The following is a 20,504-nucleotide window of genomic DNA, read 5'->3' on the forward strand; positions in this document are numbered from 1 at the left end:
ACCCGTCCGTGAGAGCGTGCGTGCCGGTGAGTGACGCCATCGGCACGTACACCAAGAGCCCAACAGGTCTAAACCATTATTCGGACCCCCCTTGTCACCGAGGGGGGCCGTCTGATGAGCTGTGGTCTGGGACACAACGGACACCCTGGGAAAGGGAGATGTCGTGAGCAACGAAAGCCTGGCCAACCTTCTTAAAGAAGAGCGAAGGTTTGCGCCGCCGGCCGACCTGGCGGCCGCCGCCAACGTCACCGCGGAGGCGTACGAACAGGCCAAGGCTGACAGGCTCGGCTTCTGGGCCGAGCAGGCCCGCCGACTGACCTGGGCCACCGAACCGACCGAGACCCTCGACTGGTCGAACCCGCCGTTCGCCAAGTGGTTCGCGGACGGGAAGCTGAACGTCGCGTACAACTGCGTCGACCGCCACGTCGAGGCCGGGAACGGCGACCGGGTCGCCATCCACTTCGAGGGTGAGCCGGGCGACAGCCGGGCCATCACCTACGCGGAGCTCAAGGACGAGGTCAGCCGCGCGGCCAACGCGCTGACCGAGCTTGGTGTGCAGAAGGGCGACCGCGTCGCCGTCTACCTGCCGATGATCCCCGAGGCCGTCGTCGCGATGCTGGCGTGCGCGCGCATCGGCGCCGCGCACTCGGTCGTCTTCGGCGGATTCTCGGCCGACGCCATCGCGGCCCGCATCCGGGACGCCGACGCCAAGGTCGTCATCACGGCCGACGGCGGCTACCGGCGCGGCAAGCCGTCCGCGCTCAAGCCCGCCGTCGACGACGCCGTCACCCGCGTCGACGGGGTCGAGAAGGTCCTCGTCGTCCAGCGCACCAAGCAGGACGTCGCCTGGACCGAGGGCCGCGACGTGTGGTGGCACGAGATCACGCAGAAGCAGTCGGCGGAGCACACGCCCGAGGCGTTCGACGCCGAGCAGCCGCTGTTCATCCTCTACACGTCCGGCACGACGGGTAAGCCCAAGGGCATCCTGCACACCTCCGGCGGCTACCTCACGCAGGCCTCGTACACCCACCACGCGGTGTTCGACCTCAAGCCGGAGACCGACGTCTACTGGTGCACGGCCGACATCGGCTGGGTCACCGGCCACTCGTACATCACCTACGGCCCGCTCTCGAACGGCGCGACGCAGGTCATCTACGAGGGCACCCCGGACACCCCGCACCAGGGCCGCTTCTGGGAGATCGTGCAGAAGTACGGGGTGACGATCCTGTACACGGCGCCGACGGCGATCCGCACGTTCATGAAGTGGGGGGACGACATCCCCGCCAAGTTCGACCTGAGCAGTCTGCGGGTCCTCGGTTCGGTCGGTGAGCCGATCAACCCCGAGGCCTGGATGTGGTACCGGAAGAACATCGGCGCCGACAAGTGCCCCATCGTGGACACCTGGTGGCAGACCGAGACCGGCGCGATGATGATCTCGCCGCTGCCCGGCGTCACCGAGACCAAGCCGGGCTCCGCCCAGCGCGCCCTTCCCGGCATCTCGGCGACCGTAGTGGACGACGAGGCGCAGGAAGTCCCCGACGGGGGCGGCGGCTACCTCGTCCTGACCGAGCCGTGGCCGTCGATGCTGCGCACCATCTGGGGCGACGACCAGCGGTTCATCGACACCTACTGGTCCCGCTTCGAGGGCAAGTACTTCGCCGGTGACGGTGCCAAGAAGGACGACGACGGCGACATCTGGCTGCTCGGCCGGGTGGACGACGTGATGCTGATCTCCGGCCACAACATCTCGACCACCGAGGTCGAGTCGGCGCTCGTCTCGCACCCCTCGGTCGCCGAGGCGGCGGTCGTGGGCGCGGCCGACGAGACGACGGGTCAGGCCATCGTGGCCTTCGTGATCCTGCGGGGCACGGCGTCCGCCGACGACGAGGGTCTCGTCGCCGACCTGCGCAACCACGTGGGCACGACACTCGGACCGATCGCCAAGCCGAAGCGGGTCCTGCCCGTGGCCGAGCTGCCCAAGACCCGCTCCGGGAAGATCATGCGGCGCCTGCTGCGTGACGTCGCCGAGAACAGGGAGCTGGGAGACGTCACGACCCTGACGGACTCGTCCGTCATGGACCTCATCCAGACCAAGCTCCCGGCCGCGTCGAGCGAGGACTGACCGCACCGCACACCACGAAATGGGCACCCGGCGCCGAATGCGCCGGGTGCCCATTTCGTGCGTAAAGTGACGATCACCAGCTACGGCCCGCTTACACCCGGTAGGGTGAAACCTCAACTGGTGTGCCGGGAAGTCTGGTCGGCAACGCCGTCGGCGACCCCTCGTCGGCGCGTTCGCGAAAGCCGAACCCGACCGGAGGTCTTCACCCGTGGCCGCGCCCGCCCCCAGCAAGAACAGCCGTAAGGCACTCGGCCGCCTCTCCCTTCCCGAGCGTACGTTCGTGGCGGACGCCCTGCGCGCCGAGACCGTCGGCGGAGTCCTGCTCCTCGTCGCCGCGATCGCCGCCCTCGTCTGGGCCAACACCCCTCTCAGCGGCAGCTACGAGTCCGTACGCGACTTCCACATCGGCCCCGCAGCGCTCGGCCTCAACCTGTCCCTCGAGCACTGGGCCGCCGACGGACTGCTCGCCGTGTTCTTCTTCGTCGCCGGTATCGAGCTCAAGCGGGAACTCGTCGCGGGCGACCTGCGCGACCCCAAGGCGGCCATGCTGCCCGTCGCCGCCGCGCTCTGCGGCATGGCGGTCCCCGCGCTCGTCTACTTCCTCGTCAACGTCGCGGGCGGCGGCTCGCTCGACGGCTGGGCCGTGCCGACCGCCACCGACATCGCGTTCGCGCTCGCCGTCCTCGCCGTCATCGGCACCTCGCTGCCGTCCTCGCTGCGCGCGTTCCTGCTCACGCTCGCCGTCGTCGACGATCTCTTCGCGATCCTGATCATCGCGATCTTCTTCACCAGCGACATCAACTTCGCTGCCCTCGCGGGCGCCGTCGTCGGCCTCGCCGTCTTCTGGCTGCTCCTGCGGAAGGGCGTACGCGGCTGGTACATCTACGTGCCGCTCGCCCTCGTCATCTGGGGCCTGATGTACAACAGCGGCATCCACGCCACCATCGCCGGTGTCGCCATGGGGCTCATGCTGCGCTGCACCCGGCGGGACGACGAGGAGCACTCGCCCGGCGAGCACATCGAGCACCTGGTGCGCCCGTTCTCGGCGGGGCTCGCCGTGCCACTGTTCGCCCTGTTCAGCGCGGGTGTGGCGGTGTCGGGCGGCGCCCTGACCGACGTATTCACCAAGCCCGAGACCCTCGGTGTGGTGCTCGGGCTCGTCGTCGGCAAGGCGGTCGGCATCTTCGGCGGGACCTGGCTCACGGCCCGCTTCACCAGAGCCTCGCTCTCCGACGAACTGGCCTGGCCCGACGTGTTCGCGGTCGCGTCCCTCGCCGGCATCGGCTTCACCGTCTCGCTCCTCATCGGCGAACTCGCCTTCACCGAGAACCCCCTGCTGACCGACGAGATCAAGGCCGCCGTCCTGATGGGCTCCCTCGTCGCGGCGGTCCTGTCGAGCGTCCTGCTCAAGATCCGTAACGCCAAGTACCGCGCGATGTGCGCCGAAGAGGAGCGCGACGAAGACCTCGACGGCATCCCCGACATCTACGAGGAGGACAAGCCGGAGTACCACTTGCGGATGGCGGAGATCTACGAGAAGAAGGCCGCCGAACACCGCAGGCTTGCCCAAGTGACGGGCGGGGCAAGCGACGGGAGCAGTCGTCCGGCATGATCTGACAGCGGGTCCGCTCACGGGCGCGGGCCCGCGACAGACGCCACGCCCGGTACACAGCCCGCTTCACAAGCCCGCGAAAAGACGAGGGAGTACGCGATGAGCGCACCCGACGGCACACCGGTCGGCGCCGAGCGCAGCATCGGCCAGCTGGTCGCCACGGCCACGACCGAGATGTCCGCACTGGTGCACGACGAGATCGCACTGGCGAAGGCCCAGCTCAAGCAGGACGTGAAGCGCGGCGCGGTCAGCGGCGGCGCCCTGACGGCGGCCGGCGTGGTCCTGCTCTTCTCCCTGCCGATGCTGAGCTTCGCGCTCGCGTACGGGATCCACGCGTGGACCGGCGGGCACAACGGCGAGGGCGGCTGGAACCTCGCCTGGTGCTTCCTGCTGTCCTTCGCGGCGAACGTGCTGGTGGCGGGCCTGCTCGCACTGATCGGCGTCATTTTCGCGAAGAAGGCCAAAAAGGGTAAAGGCCCGCAGAAGGTCGCCGCCTCGGTCAAGGAGACGGCCGGCGTACTGGGGAACGTCAAACCGCACCCCCGTCAGGTGACCCCCGCGAACCGAGTCGGTGACACGGTCGAGGCTGTGGCACGCTCGTCTTCATGACGGACCCCGCCACCCCTTCGGCCCAGCCCGCCTCGGTCGTACGCATCGGCGTCCCGGGCGGCGGCGAGCTGACCCACCGGGACGTCGCCGCCAACGGCGCGCGCTTCCACATCGCCGAGATGGGCGACGGGCCACTGGTCCTGCTCCTGCACGGCTTCCCCCAGTTCTGGTGGACGTGGCGGCACCAGATGGTGGCGCTCGCCGACGCGGGGTTCCGGGCCGTGGCCATGGATCTGCGCGGCGTCGGCGGCAGCGACCGGACCCCCCGCGGCTACGACCCGGCGAACCTCGCCCTCGACATCACGGGCGTCGTACGGTCTCTCGGCGAGCCCGACGCGGCACTCGTGGGGCACGACCTGGGCGGCTATCTCGCGTGGACTGCGGCCGTCATGCGGCCCAAGCTGGTGCGCCGGCTCGTGGTCTCCTCGATGCCGCACCCCCGGCGCTGGCGCTCGGCGATGCTGTCCGACGTCAAGCAGACCGCCGCGGGCTCGTACGTCTGGGGCTTCCAGCGGCCGTGGGTGCCGGAGCGTCAGCTCGTCGCGGACGACGGCGCGTTGGTCGGTCGGCTGATCCGGGACTGGTCCGGGCCGCGCCTCCCCGACGACGAGGTCGTGGACGTGTACCGGCGCGCCATGTGCATCCCGTCCACGGCGCACTGCTCGGTCGAGCCGTACCGCTGGATGGTGCGGTCGATGGCCCGCCCGGACGGCATCCAGTTCAACCGGCGCATGAAGCGTCCGGTGCGGGTGCCGACGCTGCATCTGCACGGCTCGCTCGACCCCGTGATGCGTACGCGCAGCGCGGCGGGCTCCGGCGAGTACGTCGAAGCGCCGTACCGCTGGCGGCTGTTCGACGGTCTGGGGCACTTCCCGCACGAGGAGGACCCGGTCGCGTTCTCCAACGAACTGGTCAGCTGGCTGAAGGACCCCGAGCCCGACCGGTGACGGCCGCGCGGCCGCCCTCGCACGATCGGGTGACGCGTTCGAGCCATGTCCGGGAACAACTGTCCTTCGAACTGCCAATTGCCTGGCGCATAGGCCAATTGGGGGGCGTGCGCGCGATTACCGACCTTGGGGCACGGGCACACGTCGGGGTATGGGCTGGACGCACGACTACAGTGACGCAGCACGCAACCGCCGCTCAGCCACGGTGCTGAGCCGTCACCCGGGGGGTGGCCCGCAGGAACCGGGCCATGACCAAACCCCTCCGGGGATCAACATTCCCCGCATTCTGCGCCGCCGGGCCCGCTGGGTCTCGGCCCGGCTGCGGCACACGCGCGACTGACGCGTCACCGGCCGGGCCTGCACCGCCTCCAGAACCTCACAGGGCGCAGCTGTCGCTGTCCACCTGCTGGTTGGCCGTGCGGCCGCGGGCGATGTCCGGGCTGATCTCGTCGCGGGTGAGCGCGTACCCGGTCTGGGCGCTGTCGAGTGACTTCGCGAAGACCACGCCGTACACCTTGCCTTCGGGCGTGAGCAGCGGGCCGCCGGAGTTGCCCTGACGGACGATCGCGTAGAGCGAGTACACATCGCGTCGCACGGTGCCGCGGTGGTAGATGTCCGGGCCGTTGGCCGTGATGCGGCCGCGCACGCGCGCGGGGCGGACGTCGTACGCGCCGTTCTCCGGGAAGCCGGCGACGATCGCGCTGTCGCCGCGCTCGGCGTCCGTGGACGTGAACTGGAGCGGGGGCGCCTTCAGCGTCGGCACGTCGAGTACGGCGATGTCGCGCTTCCAGTCGTAGAGGACGACCTTCGCCGCGTACATCCGGCCCTCGCCGCCGATCTGCACGTTCGGCTCGTCCACGCCGCCGACCACATGCGCGTTCGTCATGACGCGGCGGTCGGCGAAGACGAAGCCGGAGCCTTCGAGGACCTTGCCGCAACTGGGGGCCTGGCCGGTCACCTTGACGATGGAGCGCTTGGCCGTCTGCACGACCGGACTGTTCGTCAGCTTCGCGTCGGGGGGCTGGACCTCGGTGATCGGCTCGTTCGAGAACGGGGTGAAGACCTGCGGGAAGCCGTTCTGCGCGAGCGCCGAGGAGAAGTCCGCGAACCAGGTGTTCGCCTGCGCGGGCAGGGCTCTGGAAACGCCGAGAAGGACCTTGGAGTTGCGCACTTCCTTGCCGAGCGTGGGCAGCGTCGTGCCGGCCAGGGCCGAGCCGATGAGCCAGGCGACCAGGAGCATCGCCACCACGTTCACCACGGCGCCGCCCGTGGCGTCCAGGGCTCGGGCCGGGGACCAGGTGATGTACCGGCGCAGCTTGTTCCCCAGGTGCGTGGTGAACGCCTGTCCCACGGAGGCACAGACGATGACCACGATGACGGCGACGACGGCCGCCGTCGTGCTCACCTTGGCCCCGTCCGTCACCGCGCTCCAGATGGCGGGCAGGACGTAGACCGCGACGAGGCCGCCCCCCAGGAAGCCGATCACCGACAGGATGCCGACGACGAAGCCCTGGCGGTAGCCCACGATCGCGAACCACACGGCGGCTACGAGCAGCAGGATGTCCAGCACATTCACGTGGGCCACCCTGTCATGAGCGCCAGTCGAGTGGGACCTGCTTACTGCGGTCCCAGGGGCGCTCCCATCCCGCGTAGTGCAGGATCCGGTCGATCACTCCGGCCGTAAAGCCCCAGACCAGAGCCGATTCGACGAGGAACGCCGGGCCCTGGTGGCCTCTCGGGTGGACCGCCGTCGCGCGGTGGCGCGGATCCGTGAGATCCGCCACGGGCACCGTGAAGACGCGGGCCGTCTCCGCCGGGTCGACCGCCTGCACCGGCGTCGGTGTGCGCCACCAGCCGAGGACCGGCGTCACCACGAAGCTGCTCACCGGGATGTACAGCTTCGGCAGGACGCCGAAGAGCTGGACGCCGCGCGGATCGAGCCCGGTCTCCTCCTCCGCCTCGCGCAGGGCGGCGCGCAGCGGCCCGTCCGTACGCGGATCGCCGTCCTCCGGGTCGAGGGCGCCGCCCGGGAAGGACGGCTGGCCCGCGTGCGAGCGCAGCGATGTGGCCCGCTCCATGAGCAGCAGCTCCGGGCCACGCTCGCCCTCCCCGAAGAGGATCAGGACGGCTGACTGCCGCCCGGCGCCGCTCTCGGGCGGCAGGAAGCGACTCATCTGGAGCGGCTCGACCGTGTCCGCGGCCTTCACGACCGGGTCGAGCCACTCGGGCAGCCCCTCCCGGCTCAGCCGCACTGGCTCGTCCTTCGTAACGCGCTCCTCGTGCGCCTCACTGTGAGGCATGTGTCATAGGCACCCCCGTCCAACTGAACACAACGCCTGCGTCCCCGCCGTTCGTTCCGCGATGCGTCACTCCCCCGTGGCGGGCGGCGCGGTGGCACCGAGCGGGGGCGCCGGGATACCGCCGGCGTCCAGGTACGACTGCGGGGGCTTCAGGCGCTGGCCGGGGAAGCCGCCCTTCTCGTACTTCAGGAGCTTCTTCGCCTTCTCCGGGTCGGTCTCGCCCTCCCCGTACGCCGGGCAGAGCGGGGCGATCGGGCAGGCGCCGCAGGCGGGCTTGCGGGCGTGGCAGATCCGGCGGCCGTGGAAGATCACGCGGTGCGAGAGCATCGTCCAGTCGCTCTTCGGGAAGAGCTCGCCGACAGCCTTCTCGACCTTGTCCGGATCGGTCTCCTCCGTCCACTTCCAGCGCCGCACGAGCCGCCCGAAGTGCGTGTCCACGGTGATTCCGGGCCGCCCGAAGGCGTTGCCCATCACGACGAAGGCGGTCTTGCGGCCGACGCCGGGCAGCTTGACGAGGTCTTCGAGACGCCCCGGGACCTCGCCCCCGAACTCGTCCCGCAGGGCCGCCGCGAGCCCCATGATCGACTTCGTCTTGGCGCGGAAGAATCCGGTGGGCCGGATCAGCTCCTCGACGTCCTCGGGGTTCGCGGCCGCGAGGTCCTCCGGGGTCGGGTACTTGGCGAAGAGGGCGGGCGTCGTCTGATTGACCCGCAGGTCGGTGGTCTGGGCGGACAGCACCGTGGCGACGAGCAGCTGGAAGGGGTTCTCGAAGTCCAGCTCGGGGTGGGCGTACGGAAACACCTCGGCGAGCTCACGGTTGATGCGCCGGGCACGCCGGACGAGGGCGGTGCGGGACTCGGGCTTGGCGGCGGCCTTCGTCACGGACTTGGCCGGCTTCGTGTCAGCGGCCTTCGTCACGGACTTGGCCGGTTTCGCGGCAACGGCCTTCTTCACCGGCTTGGCTGCGACGGCTTTCTTCACGGGCTTGGCAGCGACAGCCTTCTTCGCCGGCTTCGCGGCGCCGGTCTTCTTCGCGGCAGCCCGCTTCCCTCCGGAACCTGCGGCACCACGGGTACCCGCGGCACCCCCGGCACCACCAGCACCCTTCCCCACGGAAGCCACGCCACCGTCGGCACCCCGAGCCCCTTTTACCCCTTTTGCCGCTTTCTTGGGCGCGGCCGAGGCCTGTTCGCCCACAGCGGAATTACGTCCTGCGGTCACCGTCCCAGCCCCCTTGGCCTGTGCTCTCACCGGCGTTTTGGACACTCGGCCAGCCTAAAGGCAGCCGCTGACATCCGCCGTGGACCCCGCGGATCAGTCCTCGATTGGCCCCCTCCCCCACAGCTTGCGACGCCGGTGCGGCAGACTTGTGCCTGAGTGACTGATCACACCGTTTGGACCGTCCGGCAAAATGGGGAGCGGGAACACGGTCCCCGGATGCAGGTCGACATAGGAGAGAAACTCGTGGACGACGTTCTGCGGCGCGCCCCGCTTTTCGCGGCGCTCGATGATGAGCAGGCCGCGGAGCTCCGCGCCTCCATGAGTGAGGTGACCCTCGCGCGCGGCGACGCCCTCTTCCACGAGGGCGACCCCGGAGACCGCCTGTACGTGGTCACCGAGGGCAAGGTGAAGCTCCACCGCACCTCCCCCGACGGCCGCGAGAACATGCTCGCGGTGCTCGGCCCCGGCGAGCTGATCGGCGAGCTCTCGCTGTTCGACCCGGGCCCGCGCACGGCGACCGCCTCCGCGCTCACCGAGGTCAAGCTCCTCGGCCTCGGCCACGGCGACCTCCTGCCCTGGCTGAACGCGCGCCCCGAGGTGGCCTCCGCCCTGCTGCGCGCCGTCGCCCGGCGCCTGCGCAAGACCAACGACCAGATGTCCGACCTGGTCTTCTCGGACGTGCCGGGCCGCGTGGCCCGCGCGCTCCTGGACCTCTCCCGCCGCTTCGGCGTGCAGTCGGAGGAGGGCATCCACGTCGTGCACGACCTGACGCAGGAGGAGCTGGCCCAGCTGGTCGGCGCCTCCCGCGAGACGGTGAACAAGGCGCTCGCGGACTTCGCGGGCCGCGGCTGGCTCCGTCTGGAGGCCCGCGCCGTGATCCTGCTCGACGTGGAGCGCCTCGCGAAGCGCTCGCGCTGACACCTTCGTACACCGGGTCCCGTCTCCCTCCGGGGAGGCGGGATCACCCGTTCACCGTCGCGGAAAATACCGGGACCTCGCCCTCCCGACCCGGCACAGTGGACCCATGGCGACCACCACCCGCGGCCTCGACGACCGCGGATTCATCGAGCGCGAAGGCTCCCTGAGCCGGATCCAGCCGGACTTCCGCCCCGTGGTGTCCGCGGCGCGCGACAGTCTGCTCGCCGCCTTCGGGCCGCGGATGACGAGCGCGTATCTCTACGGCTCCGTGCCGCGCGGCACGGCCCGCCCCGGCCGCAGCGACCTCGACCTCCTCCTCGCACTGCGCGACGAGCCGACGGACGAGGACAGGGCGGAAGCCAAAGCCCTGGCCGACGTGCTGGACGAAGACTTCGCCCAGATCGACGGCGTAGGCCTGATCATCCTCAGCCGAACCCAGGTCCTCAGCGACCTCGAACGGCACGACCTCGGCTGGTTCGTGGCCTGCCTCTGCACGCCGCTCCTGGGCGAGGACCTGGCCGAGTACCTGCCGCGCTACCGCCCCAACTCCCTCCTGGCCCGGGAGACCAACGGCGATCTGCGCCTGTTCCTGGCGCGCTGGCGCGAACGCATCGAGCGAGGCGACGACCCGCGGACCCTGGACCGCCTGATCTCCCGTCACCTCGTCCGCACCGGCTTCACGCTCGTGATGCCCCGCTGGAACGGCTGGACCAGCGATCTGACGCAGATGGCCGAGGTGTTCGGCACGTACTACCCGCAGCGGGCGGACGCGATGCGACAGGCGGCGCAGGCGGCGTACGAACCGATGGGCGCACCGCACACCCTCAGGGCGTACACCGAAGACCTGGGTCCGTGGCTGGCGGCAGAATACGAAGCCGTGCACGGAGTGAAGGCCCCCCGCCCATGACCCGGGAAGCAGGACACCGATGAGCTCAGCGTCGACGGACACCCTGGCCGAGCGGTTCGAGGAGTCACGGGGTCACCTGCGTGCCGTGGCCTACCGGATGCTCGGTTCGCTCAGCGAGGCGGAGGACGCCGTACAGGAGACGTGGCTGCGGCTCCAGCGGTCCGACGTCTCGGCCGTCGAGAACCTGGGCGGCTGGCTCACCACCGTCACCGGCCGGATCTGCCTGGACCTGCTGCGCTCGCGCAAGGCGAGGGGCGAAGAGCCCCTGGAGACGCACGTACCCGACCCCTTGGTCACGAGCCTGGACACCCCGGATCCCGAACAACAGGCGCTCCAGGCCGACTCGGTGGGCCTGGCGCTGCTCGTGGTCCTCGACTCGCTGGCGCCGGTGGAGCGGCTGGCATTCGTGCTGCACGACCTGTTCGCGGTGCCGTTCGACGACATCGCGCCGATCGTGGAGCGCACGCCGGCGGCAACCCGGCAGCTGGCGAGCCGCGCGCGCCGCCGCGTCCAGGGAGCGCCGCCGCCGGAGACGGATCCCGTACGGCAGCGCGAGATCGTGGAGGCGTTCCTCTCGGCGGCCCGCGAAGGCGACTTCGAACGCCTGGTCGCGGTCCTGGACCCGGACGTACTGCTACGGGCGGACGCCGGCGCGACGGGGCTCTCGCGCCTGGTCCGAGGCGCTCACACGGTGGCGTCCGGGGCGATCACGTTCCAGCGCATGGCACCGCACGTACGCGTCGTGCTGGTGAACGGCGCGATCGGCCTGCTCGCCCTGCCGGAGGGCCGCCCGGCATCGCTGATGTCGTTCACGATCACAGGCGCCAAAATCACCGAACTGAACATCCTTGCGGACGAGGACCGCCTGAAAACCCTGACCCGGGCGGCCCTCTAGATCAGCCCATGCTCCTTCAAGTAATCGAGCTGGGCCAGCACCGACAACTCTGCGGCAGGCCACAGAGACCGGTCCACAGCCGCGTACACATGGGCGACGATCTCTGACGCCGAGACATAACCGCTCTCGACGGCGGTCTCGACCTGGGCGAGCCGGTTGGCTCGGTGGGCGAGGTAGAACTCGACGGCGCCCTGGGCGTCTTCGAGTACGGGCCCGTGCCCTGGCAGCACGGTGTCGACCCCGTCGTCGACGGTGAGGGACCGCAGCCGCCGCAGCGAGTCGAGATAGTCCCCGAGCCGCCCGTCGGGATGGGCGACGACGGTGGTCCCACGCCCGAGCACGGTGTCACCGGTCAGCACGGCCCGGTCGGCAGGCAGATGGAAACAGAGCGAATCAGCGGTATGCCCAGGAGCTGCGACAACACGCAACTCAAGCCCGCCGACAGTCACCACATCCCCACCCGCCAACCCCTCGTCCCCAAGCCGCAGATCAGGATCGAGAGCCCGCACGTCGGTCCGGGTCAGCTCGGCGAACCGGCCGGCACCCTCCGCGTGATCGGGATGCCCATGAGTGAGAAGCGTCAGGGCAACGCGCTTGCCGGCGGCCTCGGCGACCGCGACCACATGCTCCAGATGCACGTCGTCGAGCGGCCCGGGATCGATCACCACGGCAAGCTCGGAGTCAGGCTCGGAAACAATCCACGTATTGGTCCCGTCCAGGGTCATCGCGGAGGCGTTCGGAGCCAGCACGTTGACCGCGCGCGCGGTGGCGGGCCCCGACAGCACCCCGCCGCGGGGCTGTCCGGGAAGGGCTGCGGCTTCGGTCATGCGGAGGCTCCCCCGGAAGCGGTCGGAATGTGCTTGGTGAACTCATCATGACCGGGCCAGGACAGAACAATCTCCCCACCCTCCAGCCGGGCCTTCGCGAGCACAGGGGTGAGGTCCTGCGCCGCGGCCCCCGCTAGGGCCCCCTCGGCGCTGTCGAAACCGGCCAGCGCCCGCAGCGTCGCGATCGTGGGCGGCATCATCATGAGCTCGCCCTTGTCGTACCCCTCGGCAGCCCGCTCGGGCCGGATCCACACGGTCCGATCAGCTTCGGTGGAGGCGTTACGGGTGCGCTGTCCCTCAGGCAGGGCGGCGACGAAGAACCAGGTGTCGTACCGCCGGGGCTCGAACTCGGGCGTGATCCACCGCGCCCAGGCCCCCAGCAGATCGGACCGCAGAACCAGTCCGCGCCGCCCGAGGAACTCCCCGAACGACAACTCCCGCCGGACGAGCGCCTCCCGGTCGGCCTCCCAGGACTCCCCGGTCGTATCCCCCACCACGGACGCCGCATCGGGCCCGGCGAGCAGCACGCCCGCCTCCTCGTACGTCTCCCGCACGGCGGCACACACGATCGCCTGCGCCGACTTCTCGTCCACGCCGAGCCGCGCCGCCCACGCCGCACGCGAGGGCCCGCCCCACCGCACGACCGACTCGTCGTCACGGGGATCCACACCCCCGCCCGGATACGCGTACGCGCCCCCGGCGAAAGCCATGGAGGCGCGTCGACGCAACATATGCACTTGGGGACCGGCGGCCGCGTCCCGCAGAAGCATGACGGTCGCGGCCCGCCGCGGCGCGGCGGCCGCCAGCTCACCCGCCGCGAGCGCACGAATCCGCTCGGGCCACTCCGGTGGATACCACTGCCCATTCGCCATGGCCGGAGGCTATCCGCTACCAAGCGGATGTTCGAGAGCCACAGACGATCAAGTACGACAGAGCCCCAAGAACCACCCACCGCCCCGCAGCCATACACAAGACAGCTGAACCGGCAGATCACCCTCGCCCCTCAGCCGCAGCCGCAGCCGCAGCCGCAGCCGCAGCCGCACACAAACGAGCCGAACCGGCAGACCACCCACCGGCCGACAGCCGCGTACGAAACGAGAGGGGCCGTGGCGGGATGTGCGCGCGGAGCCACCAGCACCACATGCGGGCGATTGGCTGGGCAACGTAACGCCACAGAACAGCGAGCACGTACATCCCGGCGCGGCCCCGCCCTTACTGGACGGAGCGCACCAGAACAGACCCGGACCGGCCCCAGGACCTCAACCGACCCCGACCTCGACCTCAACCGACCTCGGCCTCGGCCTCGGCCGAACTACGAACTACGAACTACGAACTACGAACTACGAACCACGCCCCTCAGCGGAGCGATTCACTCAAGCCGAAACGAGCTCGACCTGAACCTCGACCTCAACAGGCGCGTCCAGCGGCAGAACGGCCACACCCACGGCGGACCGAGCGTGCACACCCTTCTCGCCGAGCACCTCGGCGAAGAGCTCACTGGCCCCGTTCACCACACCCGGCTGCCCGGTGAAGTCGGACGCGGAGGCGACAAACCCGACGACCTTCACGACACGGGCGACCCGATCGAGATCGCCGGCAACGGACTTCACCGCGGCGAGCGCGTTCAGCGCACACGTACGGGCCAGCTCCTTGGCCTGCTCGGCGGTGACCTCGGCCCCCACCTTCCCGGTGAGCGGAAGCTTCCCGTCCACCATCGGCAGCTGACCGGCCGTGTACACGTACACACCGGACTGCACGGCCGGCTGGTAAGAGGCGAGCGGCGGCACGACCTCGGGCAGGGTCAGCCCGAGCTCGGCGAGGCGCGCGTCGACGACCCCGCTCATACCTTCTCCCGCTTCAGGTAGGCCACGAGCTGCTCGGGGTTGTTCGGCCCGGGCACGACCTGGACGAGCTCCCAGCCGTCCTCGCCCCAGGTGTCCAGAATCTGCTTGGTCGCGTGCACGAGAAGGGGCACGGTCGCGTATTCCCACTTGGTCATACGGCCGACTGTAGCCGTTGGACCGGCGATGACCGACAGCCTCCTGCGTAGCCCGCGCGCGGACTGGTTAGGCTCGAAGACGTGAGCAGGCTCCAGGTCGTCAGCGGCAAGGGCGGTACCGGAAAGACCACGGTCGCCGCCGCACTGGCGCTCGCCCTCGCGACCGAGGGCAAGCGCACTCTCCTGGTGGAGGTGGAAGGACGCCAGGGCATCGCACAGCTCTTCGAGACGGAAGCGCTGCCGTACGAGGAACGGAAGATCGCGGTAGCCCCGGGGGGCGGCGAGGTGTTCGCACTCGCCATCGACCCGGAGCTGGCGCTGCTGGACTACCTCCAGATGTTCTACAAGCTGGGCGGCGCGGGCAGGGCGCTCAAAAAGCTGGGCGCGATCGACTTCGCGACAACGGTGGCGCCGGGCCTGAGGGACGTACTCCTGACGGGCAAGGCCTGCGAGGCGGTGCGCCGCAAGACGAAACAGAACAAATACACCTACGACTACGTGGTGATGGACGCCCCGCCGACGGGCCGCATCACGCGGTTCCTGAACGTGAACGACGAGGTCGCGGGCCTGGCCAAGATCGGCCCGATACACAACCAGGCGCAGGCGGTCATGCGGGTCCTCAAGTCGCCGGAAACGGCCGTGCACTTGGTGACACTGCTGGAGGAGATGCCGGTCCAGGAGACGTCGGACGGCATCGCGGAGCTGCAGGCCGCGAACCTCCCCGTGGGCCGGCTCATCGTGAACATGGTGCGCCCGGCAGTCCTCGACGAGGCCGAACTGGCGCTGGCGCAGGGCGGCGTGCCCCGGACGGCCATCGCCAAGTCCCTGTCCGCGGCGGGCCTGGGCGGCGCCCGCAGAGGCGGCGGCGCCGAACGCCTGGTGACGCCGCTCCTCGACCAGGCGGCGGAGTACGCGGAACGGCACGAGCTGGAGCACAGCCAGCGCGCGGTGCTGGCCGACTCGGGCCTGCCCCTGCACGAACTGCCGCTGCTGACCGAGGGGATGGACCTGGCGGGCCTGTACCGGCTGGCCACGGAACTGCGGAAGCAAGGGATCTAGAGACACATGACGTCGTCCCTGAGCCTGAACGCGACAGACACCCACGTACTCGACGTGGACCCACTCATCGACGACCCCAGGACGCGCATCGTGGTGTGCTGCGGCTCCGGCGGCGTCGGCAAGACGACGACAGCGGCGGCGCTCGGCCTGCGCGCCGCGGAGCGCGGCCGCAAGGTCGTCGTGCTGACGATCGACCCGGCCCGCAGGCTGGCCCAGTCGATGGGCATCGACTCGCTGGACAACACACCGCGCCGAGTGAAGGGCATCGACGACACGGCGGGCGGCGAACTGCACGCGATGATGCTCGACATGAAGCGGACGTTCGACGAGATCGTCGAGGCGCACGCGGACGGCCAGCGGGCCGAGGCGATTCTGGGCAACCCCTTCTACCAGTCGCTCTCGGCGGGTTTCGCGGGCACGCAGGAGTACATGGCGATGGAGAAGCTGGGCCAGCTGCGGGCCCAGGACGAGTGGGACCTGATCGTCGTCGACACACCTCCGTCCCGCTCGGCGCTCGACTTCCTGGACGCGCCGAAACGTCTCGGCTCGTTCCTGGACGGCAAGCTGATCCGGGTCCTGATGGCGCCGGCGAAGGTCGGCGGCCGGGCCGGCATGAAGTTCCTGAACGTCGGGATGTCGATGATGACGGGCGCGCTGGGGAAGCTGCTGGGTGGCCAACTCCTGCGCGACGTACAGACGTTCGTGGCGGCGATGGACACGATGTTCGGCGGCTTCCGCACGCGCGCCGACGCGACGTACAAGCTGCTCCAGGCCCCCGGTACGGCGTTCCTGGTGGTGGCGGCGCCGGAGCGGGACGCGCTGCGCGAGGCGGCGTACTTCGTGGAGCGCCTCGCCGCGGAGGACATGCCGCTGGCCGGGCTCGTGCTGAACCGGGTGCACGGCAGCGGTGCCGCGCAGCTGTCGGCCGAGCGTGCGCTCGCCGCCGCAGAAAATCTTGACGAGCGCGGCATTGTGGATCAGGGGGGCGGGAATGTAGAGCTGCGTACCTCTCCCGAAGCAGGCTCCCCCGCCCCAGCAAGGGACACGCCCGACGAGCATGCCCAGACGCCGGACAAAACCCCACATAGCACACCCGCAACGACGCCCGCGCCCAACTCGCCGGCCACAAGCGCGCCTGCCGGCGCGACCACTGACGACGCACCCGCAGACCACGCACCCACGGATCGCACGACCACAGACCAACTCACGGCAGGTCTACTGCGACTGCACGCGGAACGCATGCAGCTACTGGCACGCGAACAACGCACACGCGACCGCTTCGCGGCCCTCCACCCGGAGGTGGCTGTCACCGAAGTCGGCGCCCTGCCCGGCGATGTGCACGACCTGGCAGGCCTCAGGAGCATCGGGGACCGGCTCGCGGCGGGTGCGGACCCGGCCGGAGCTGCGTGAGCCGTACGGGCGTCTCCCGAGGCGCGGGCCACCACACGGCTCGCACTCCTCGGGCGCCCTTGAGGGAACTCGGCCCTCTCACCCCACGGCGGCGTACCTCTCGTACGTCTCGTCGTCATCGATGTCCACAGGCAGCAGGCCCGCACCGCGCTCGTACTCCGTACGAGCCGTCTCGAGCAGCCGGCGCCACGAGGTGACGGTGGGACGCCTGCGCAGAAGTGCGCGGCGTTCCCGCTCAGTCATGCCACCCCACACGCCGAACTCGACGCGGTTGTCCAGCGCGTCGGCCAGGCACTCGGTCCGCACCGGGCATCCGGTACACACCGCCTTCGCCCGGTTCTGCGCTGCTCCTTGAACGAACAGTTCATCTGGATCGGTAGTGCGGCAGGCCGCCTGCGCACTCCAGTCGGTTACCCAGCCCATACCGGCGCCGTCCTCTCCCGAATCGAGGCTCCCCCACGGCGGCAGCGGCATATTCACCGCCGCCAGTTGAGGACGTTACGGAAGGTGGGCACAGCGCAACACCCCCTTCGGGCCCAATCTTGAATGGCCCGAACGGACTATGCGTAAGCGGCAGATCACCCGACGGAGTGAGCCGAGGGCATGCGCGACAAAGCCGGCAAACCGGGGCGTTTCAGTTGAGTCACAGCGGACACCGGGTGACACTCAAGGCGGTTTCGGACACGCCCACACCGACCACGCAATGACCGCGGCGGAGTGGTGAGATGACTACCGGAACGATTCGGGTTCGCCGGACGTCTTGATACGTGACCGTACTGCTGTGACAGTTGAGTGCAGCTTAGGCCAAGGCATATACGCCTGTCCGGAGAATCAGAACGTAGGCTGCCCTCATGGGAAAGAAGCGCTCAGGCGGTGGACTGTCACCGACTCAGCAGGCCGCCAAGTTCCTTGGTGTCAGTGTCCTGGCGGGAGCCGTCCTCGCCGGAATCGCGCTGCCCGCAGCAGGCGCGCTCGGCCTCGCGGCGAAGGGTTCGGTCGAGGGATTCGACGACATCCCGGCCAACCTCAAGCAGCCGCCGCTCAGTCAGCGCACCACGATCCTGGACAACCAGGGCGGCGCGATCGCGACGGTCTACTCGCGCGACCGCACAGTGGTGCCCCTCAAGGACGTCTCGCCGTACATGCAGAAGGCGCTCGTCGCGATCGAGGACTCGCGGTTCTACGAACACGGCGCCGTCGACATGAAGGGCATCCTGCGCGCGATCAACCAGAACGCGCAGAGCGGCGGTGTCATGCAGGGCGCCTCCACGCTCACCCAGCAGTACGTGAAGAACGTCTTCATGGAGGAGGCCGGCGACGACCCGACGAAGCTCGCCCAGGCCACCCAGCAGACGATCGGCCGCAAGATCCGCGAACTGAAGTACGCGATCCAGCTCGAGGACAAGCTCGGCAAGAAGCGCATCCTCGCCAACTACCTGAACATCACGTACTTCGGTGAGCAGGCGTACGGCGTCGAGGCGGCCTCGCGGCGGTACTTCTCCAAGTCGGCGAAGGACCTGACGATGGAGGAGTCGGCGATGCTGGCCGGCATCGTCCAGTCCCCGAGCCGCTATGACCCCGTCAACGACGAGGCGGAGGCCACCAAGCGACGGAACGTCGTGCTCCAGCGGATGGCCGAGACGCACGACATCTCCCAGGCCGAGGCGGACCGCGCCAAGGAGAAGCCGCTCGGCCTGAAGATCAGCAAGCCGCAGAACGGCTGCATCACGGCGGTCAAGGGCGCGGGCTTCTTCTGCGACTACGTGCGCGAGGTGTTCCTCACCGACCCCGTCTTCGGCAAGACGAAGGAAGCGCGGGCGAAGCTCTGGAACCGCGGCGGTCTGAGGGTGCAGACCACTCTCGACCCGCAGACGCAGGAATCGGTACAGGCGTCGATCAAGGATCACGTCTACCAGACGGACAAGGTCGCGACGGCGGCCACGTTCGTCGAGCCGGGCACCGGCAAGATCCTCGGCATGGGCCAGTCGAAGCCGTACGGCTTCGGCAAGAACGAGACGCAGATCAACTACTCGGTCGACCGCAAGATGAGCGGGTCGAACTACGGCTTCCCGACGGGTTCGACGTTCAAGCCGTTCCTCGCCGCGGCCGCCCTGGAGCAGGGCACCCCGGTGACGAAGTCATATCCGGCGCCGTACCGGATGCCGTATCCGAAGTCGGTCCAGACGTGCAGCGGCAAGCCGTGGGTGAACAACGGCGGCTTCACCGTGGAGAACGAGAACGAGTCCGAGGTCGGTCCGTACGCGCTGGAGGAGGCGATGGCCAAGTCCATCAACACCTACTTCGTGCAGATGATCGGCGACACCGGCATGTGCCCCGTGATGGACATGGCCGACAAGCTGGGCGTCGTCCAGGGCAACGGCGACAAGCTCCCCGAGGTCCCGGCCATCGTCCTCGGCTCCAAGGGCATCTCGCCGCTGACCATGGCGAGCGCGTACGCCGCCTTCGCCAACCGCGGCACGTACTGCACGCCGGTCGCCATCGAGTCGATCACGGCCCCCGGCGACAAGTCGCTGCCGGTGCCGAAGTCGTCGTGCTCGCGCGCGATGACCACGAAGACCGCCGACAGCATCAACACCCTGCTGAGCGGCGTGATCGACTCCGGTACGGGCAGGGAGGCCGGTCTGACCGACCGGGCCAACGCGGGCAAGACCGGTACGACCGACAGCCGAAAGAACGCCTGGTTCGTGGGGTACACGCCGAACCTGTCCGGCGCGGTCTGGGTCGGCAGCGCCCTGCAGAACGTCGAGATGGAGAACATCACCATCGGCGGCCAGTACCAGCCGAAGGTCTTCGGTGGCCAGGTCCCCGGACCGATCTGGAAGGACGCCATGGTCGGCGCCCTCTCCGGCAAGCCGTCCCCCGACTTCAATCTGATCGACATCCCCGACCCCGAGAAGGACAAGAGGGACAAGGGCCGGGACGGGGACCCGGACCAGGACCCGGACCAGGGCGACGGAAGCCCGGGCAGCAAGGGCAAGAGCCCCTGGCCGGGCATCTCCCTCCCGCCGGGCGTCCTCGGCGGCGGCAACGGGCACGGGGGCGGACGCCGCTGAGTCCTCCGCCGAGCTGAGTGCCGCTCGGACGGTGACGGTACGCCGATGGGGCGCCCCCTTTGCCGGGGCGCCCCATCGGCGTATGTGTGGTGAGGGGTGAGCGCGGCGACGCCCCGCAGGGCCGGCCCGCTCAGCCGGCGAGCAGCTGCTTCACGACGGCGGCCACGCGGCCGCCCTCCGCCAGGCCCGCGACCTTCGGGTTCACGATCTTCATGACCTGGCCCATGGCGCGCGGCCCCTCGGCGCCGGCCGCCTTCGCCTCCTCGACCGCCTGGGCGACGATCTGGTGCAGCTCGTCGTCCGAGAGCTGCTTGGGCAGGTACTCGGCGAGCACCACGCCCTCCGCCTTCTCCCGCTCGGCCTGCTCGGCGCGGCCGCCCTGCGCGAACGCCTCGGCGGCCTCGCGGCGCTTCTTCGCCTCGCGGGTGATCACCTTCTGCACCTCGTCGTCGGAGAGCTCGCGCGCCGTCTTGCCCGCGACCTCCTCCTTCGTGATGGCGGAGAGGGTGAGCCGGAGCGTCGAGGAGCGCAGCTCGTCACGCCCCCGGATCGCGGCGGTGAGGTCTTCCTGCAGCTTCGACTTGAGCGTGGTCATGCAGCGATT

General features: G+C 69.6%; 20 protein-coding genes. 11 read left to right on the plus strand and 9 right to left on the minus strand.

Going from position 1 to position 20,504, the window contains the following annotated elements:
* Window positions 1-121: 121 nt before the first annotated feature.
* The 5 genes from acs (at window position 122) to ACWFR4_RS29305 (ending at window position 5,630) form a co-directional block, all read left to right on the plus strand.
* On the plus strand, window positions 122-2,122 hold the full coding sequence (gene acs / locus ACWFR4_RS29285) for an acetate--CoA ligase (RefSeq protein WP_453461122.1): 2,001 nt from the start codon (window positions 122-124) through the stop codon (window positions 2,120-2,122).
* Window positions 2,123-2,330: 208 nt separating this feature from the next.
* Window positions 2,331-3,734 (plus strand): Na+/H+ antiporter NhaA, encoded by a 1,404-nt coding sequence (gene nhaA / locus ACWFR4_RS29290; RefSeq protein ID WP_453655357.1) that lies wholly within the window; start codon window positions 2,331-2,333, stop codon window positions 3,732-3,734.
* Between the two features lie 99 nt (window positions 3,735-3,833).
* On the plus strand, window positions 3,834-4,343 hold the full coding sequence (locus ACWFR4_RS29295) for a phage holin family protein (protein WP_453461117.1): 510 nt from the start codon (window positions 3,834-3,836) through the stop codon (window positions 4,341-4,343).
* Window positions 4,340-5,290, plus strand: coding sequence for an alpha/beta fold hydrolase (locus tag ACWFR4_RS29300; protein ID WP_116511637.1), 951 nt, complete (start codon window positions 4,340-4,342; stop codon window positions 5,288-5,290). The genes ACWFR4_RS29295 and ACWFR4_RS29300 overlap by 4 nt, the downstream gene beginning before the upstream one ends.
* A 151-nt stretch (window positions 5,291-5,441) precedes the next feature.
* A complete protein-coding gene (locus ACWFR4_RS29305) occupies window positions 5,442-5,630 on the plus strand; it encodes a hypothetical protein (protein ID WP_100596324.1) in 189 nt (62 codons plus the stop codon).
* A 36-nt stretch (window positions 5,631-5,666) separates the two neighbouring features.
* On the opposite strand, the gene ACWFR4_RS29310 is transcribed toward ACWFR4_RS29305, so the two are convergent.
* The 3 genes from ACWFR4_RS29310 to nth form a co-directional block, all read right to left on the minus strand.
* Entirely contained in the window at window positions 5,667-6,866 is a 1,200-nt protein-coding gene (locus ACWFR4_RS29310; RefSeq protein ID WP_453461112.1) for a MarP family serine protease, read from the minus strand.
* A 13-nt stretch (window positions 6,867-6,879) separates the two neighbouring features.
* Window positions 6,880-7,590 carry an NUDIX hydrolase gene (locus tag ACWFR4_RS29315; RefSeq protein ID WP_453655358.1) on the minus strand — a complete coding sequence of 237 codons (711 nt, stop codon included), beginning with the start codon at window positions 7,588-7,590 and terminating at the stop codon, window positions 6,880-6,882.
* Window positions 7,591-7,656: 66 nt separating this feature from the next.
* Window positions 7,657-8,712, minus strand: a complete 1,056-nt coding sequence (nth, locus tag ACWFR4_RS29320) for an endonuclease III (RefSeq protein WP_453655359.1) — start codon at window positions 8,710-8,712, stop codon at window positions 7,657-7,659.
* A 342-nt stretch (window positions 8,713-9,054) separates the two neighbouring features.
* On the opposite strand from nth, the gene ACWFR4_RS29325 reads away from it, so the two are divergent.
* From ACWFR4_RS29325 to ACWFR4_RS29335, 3 genes are all read left to right on the plus strand, one after another.
* On the plus strand, window positions 9,055-9,729 hold the full coding sequence (locus ACWFR4_RS29325) for a Crp/Fnr family transcriptional regulator (RefSeq protein ID WP_100596519.1): 675 nt from the start codon (window positions 9,055-9,057) through the stop codon (window positions 9,727-9,729).
* A gap of 106 nt (window positions 9,730-9,835) precedes the next feature.
* Window positions 9,836-10,636, plus strand: a complete 801-nt coding sequence (locus tag ACWFR4_RS29330; protein ID WP_453461107.1) for a nucleotidyltransferase domain-containing protein — start codon at window positions 9,836-9,838, stop codon at window positions 10,634-10,636.
* A 19-nt stretch (window positions 10,637-10,655) separates the two neighbouring features.
* Window positions 10,656-11,531, plus strand: a complete 876-nt coding sequence (locus tag ACWFR4_RS29335; RefSeq protein WP_453655360.1) for a sigma-70 family RNA polymerase sigma factor — start codon at window positions 10,656-10,658, stop codon at window positions 11,529-11,531.
* Here the strand turns inward: ACWFR4_RS29335 and ACWFR4_RS29340 are convergent.
* The 4 genes from ACWFR4_RS29340 to ACWFR4_RS29355 form a co-directional block, all read right to left on the minus strand.
* The gene (locus ACWFR4_RS29340; protein WP_116511645.1) at window positions 11,528-12,358 is read right to left on the minus strand and encodes an MBL fold metallo-hydrolase; all 831 of its coding nucleotides are present in this window, start codon (window positions 12,356-12,358) and stop codon (window positions 11,528-11,530) included. The two genes, ACWFR4_RS29335 and ACWFR4_RS29340, sit on opposite strands and share 4 nt — an antisense overlap.
* Window positions 12,355-13,230, minus strand: coding sequence for an NUDIX hydrolase (locus ACWFR4_RS29345; protein ID WP_453461102.1), 876 nt, complete (start codon window positions 13,228-13,230; stop codon window positions 12,355-12,357). The genes ACWFR4_RS29340 and ACWFR4_RS29345 overlap by 4 nt, the downstream gene beginning before the upstream one ends.
* A gap of 501 nt (window positions 13,231-13,731) precedes the next feature.
* Window positions 13,732-14,202 (minus strand): RidA family protein, encoded by a 471-nt coding sequence (locus tag ACWFR4_RS29350; protein ID WP_453461099.1) that lies wholly within the window; start codon window positions 14,200-14,202, stop codon window positions 13,732-13,734.
* On the minus strand, window positions 14,199-14,357 hold the full coding sequence (locus ACWFR4_RS29355) for a DUF4177 domain-containing protein (protein WP_266672772.1): 159 nt from the start codon (window positions 14,355-14,357) through the stop codon (window positions 14,199-14,201). Before ACWFR4_RS29355 ends, ACWFR4_RS29350 begins: the two co-directional genes overlap by 4 nt.
* Before the next feature lie 81 nt (window positions 14,358-14,438).
* Here ACWFR4_RS29355 and ACWFR4_RS29360 point away from each other — a divergent pair, with 81 nt between their 5' ends.
* The gene (locus ACWFR4_RS29360) at window positions 14,439-15,416 is read left to right on the plus strand and encodes an ArsA family ATPase (RefSeq protein ID WP_227296510.1); all 978 of its coding nucleotides are present in this window, start codon (window positions 14,439-14,441) and stop codon (window positions 15,414-15,416) included.
* A 6-nt stretch (window positions 15,417-15,422) separates the two neighbouring features.
* Entirely contained in the window at window positions 15,423-16,826 is a 1,404-nt protein-coding gene (locus ACWFR4_RS29365; protein WP_453655361.1) for an ArsA-related P-loop ATPase, read from the plus strand.
* Window positions 16,827-16,904: 78 nt separating this feature from the next.
* Here the strand turns inward: ACWFR4_RS29365 and ACWFR4_RS29370 are convergent, their stop codons facing one another.
* Window positions 16,905-17,249 (minus strand): WhiB family transcriptional regulator, encoded by a 345-nt coding sequence (locus ACWFR4_RS29370; RefSeq protein WP_206302096.1) that lies wholly within the window; start codon window positions 17,247-17,249, stop codon window positions 16,905-16,907.
* Between the two features lie 428 nt (window positions 17,250-17,677).
* Between ACWFR4_RS29370 and ACWFR4_RS29375 the strand changes: the two genes are divergently transcribed.
* Window positions 17,678-19,900: a transglycosylase domain-containing protein gene (locus tag ACWFR4_RS29375; RefSeq protein WP_453461093.1), complete on the plus strand. Its 2,223-nt coding sequence runs from the start codon at window positions 17,678-17,680 to the stop codon at window positions 19,898-19,900.
* A 130-nt stretch (window positions 19,901-20,030) separates the two neighbouring features.
* Here ACWFR4_RS29375 and ACWFR4_RS29380 read toward each other — a convergent pair whose 3' ends face one another.
* Window positions 20,031-20,495, minus strand: coding sequence for a GatB/YqeY domain-containing protein (locus tag ACWFR4_RS29380; RefSeq protein ID WP_453468595.1), 465 nt, complete (start codon window positions 20,493-20,495; stop codon window positions 20,031-20,033).
* Window positions 20,496-20,504: the final 9 nt, after the last annotated feature.

The sequence above is a fragment of the Streptomyces sp. NPDC055140 genome (assembly GCF_053607285.1).

Bases quoted from the DNA above. Each gene is read 5' to 3' on its own strand.
- ACWFR4_RS29295 (WP_453461117.1), top strand. From the start codon at position 3,834: ATGAGCGCACCCGACGGCACACCGGTCGGCGCCGAGCGCAGCATCGGC.
- ACWFR4_RS29300 (WP_116511637.1), top strand. From the start codon at position 4,340: ATGACGGACCCCGCCACCCCTTCGGCCCAGCCCGCCTCGGTCGTACGC.
- ACWFR4_RS29305 (WP_100596324.1), top strand. From the start codon at position 5,442: ATGGGCTGGACGCACGACTACAGTGACGCAGCACGCAACCGCCGCTCA.
- ACWFR4_RS29315 (WP_453655358.1), bottom strand. From the start codon at position 7,590: ATGCCTCACAGTGAGGCGCACGAGGAGCGCGTTACGAAGGACGAGCCA.
- ACWFR4_RS29330 (WP_453461107.1), top strand. From the start codon at position 9,836: ATGGCGACCACCACCCGCGGCCTCGACGACCGCGGATTCATCGAGCGC.
- ACWFR4_RS29335 (WP_453655360.1), top strand. From the start codon at position 10,656: ATGAGCTCAGCGTCGACGGACACCCTGGCCGAGCGGTTCGAGGAGTCA.
- ACWFR4_RS29340 (WP_116511645.1), bottom strand. From the start codon at position 12,358: ATGACCGAAGCCGCAGCCCTTCCCGGACAGCCCCGCGGCGGGGTGCTG.
- ACWFR4_RS29345 (WP_453461102.1), bottom strand. From the start codon at position 13,230: ATGGCGAATGGGCAGTGGTATCCACCGGAGTGGCCCGAGCGGATTCGT.
- ACWFR4_RS29350 (WP_453461099.1), bottom strand. From the start codon at position 14,202: ATGAGCGGGGTCGTCGACGCGCGCCTCGCCGAGCTCGGGCTGACCCTG.
- ACWFR4_RS29355 (WP_266672772.1), bottom strand. From the start codon at position 14,357: ATGACCAAGTGGGAATACGCGACCGTGCCCCTTCTCGTGCACGCGACC.
- ACWFR4_RS29365 (WP_453655361.1), top strand. From the start codon at position 15,423: ATGACGTCGTCCCTGAGCCTGAACGCGACAGACACCCACGTACTCGAC.
- ACWFR4_RS29370 (WP_206302096.1), bottom strand. From the start codon at position 17,249: ATGGGCTGGGTAACCGACTGGAGTGCGCAGGCGGCCTGCCGCACTACC.
- ACWFR4_RS29375 (WP_453461093.1), top strand. From the start codon at position 17,678: ATGGGAAAGAAGCGCTCAGGCGGTGGACTGTCACCGACTCAGCAGGCC.
- ACWFR4_RS29380 (WP_453468595.1), bottom strand. From the start codon at position 20,495: ATGACCACGCTCAAGTCGAAGCTGCAGGAAGACCTCACCGCCGCGATC.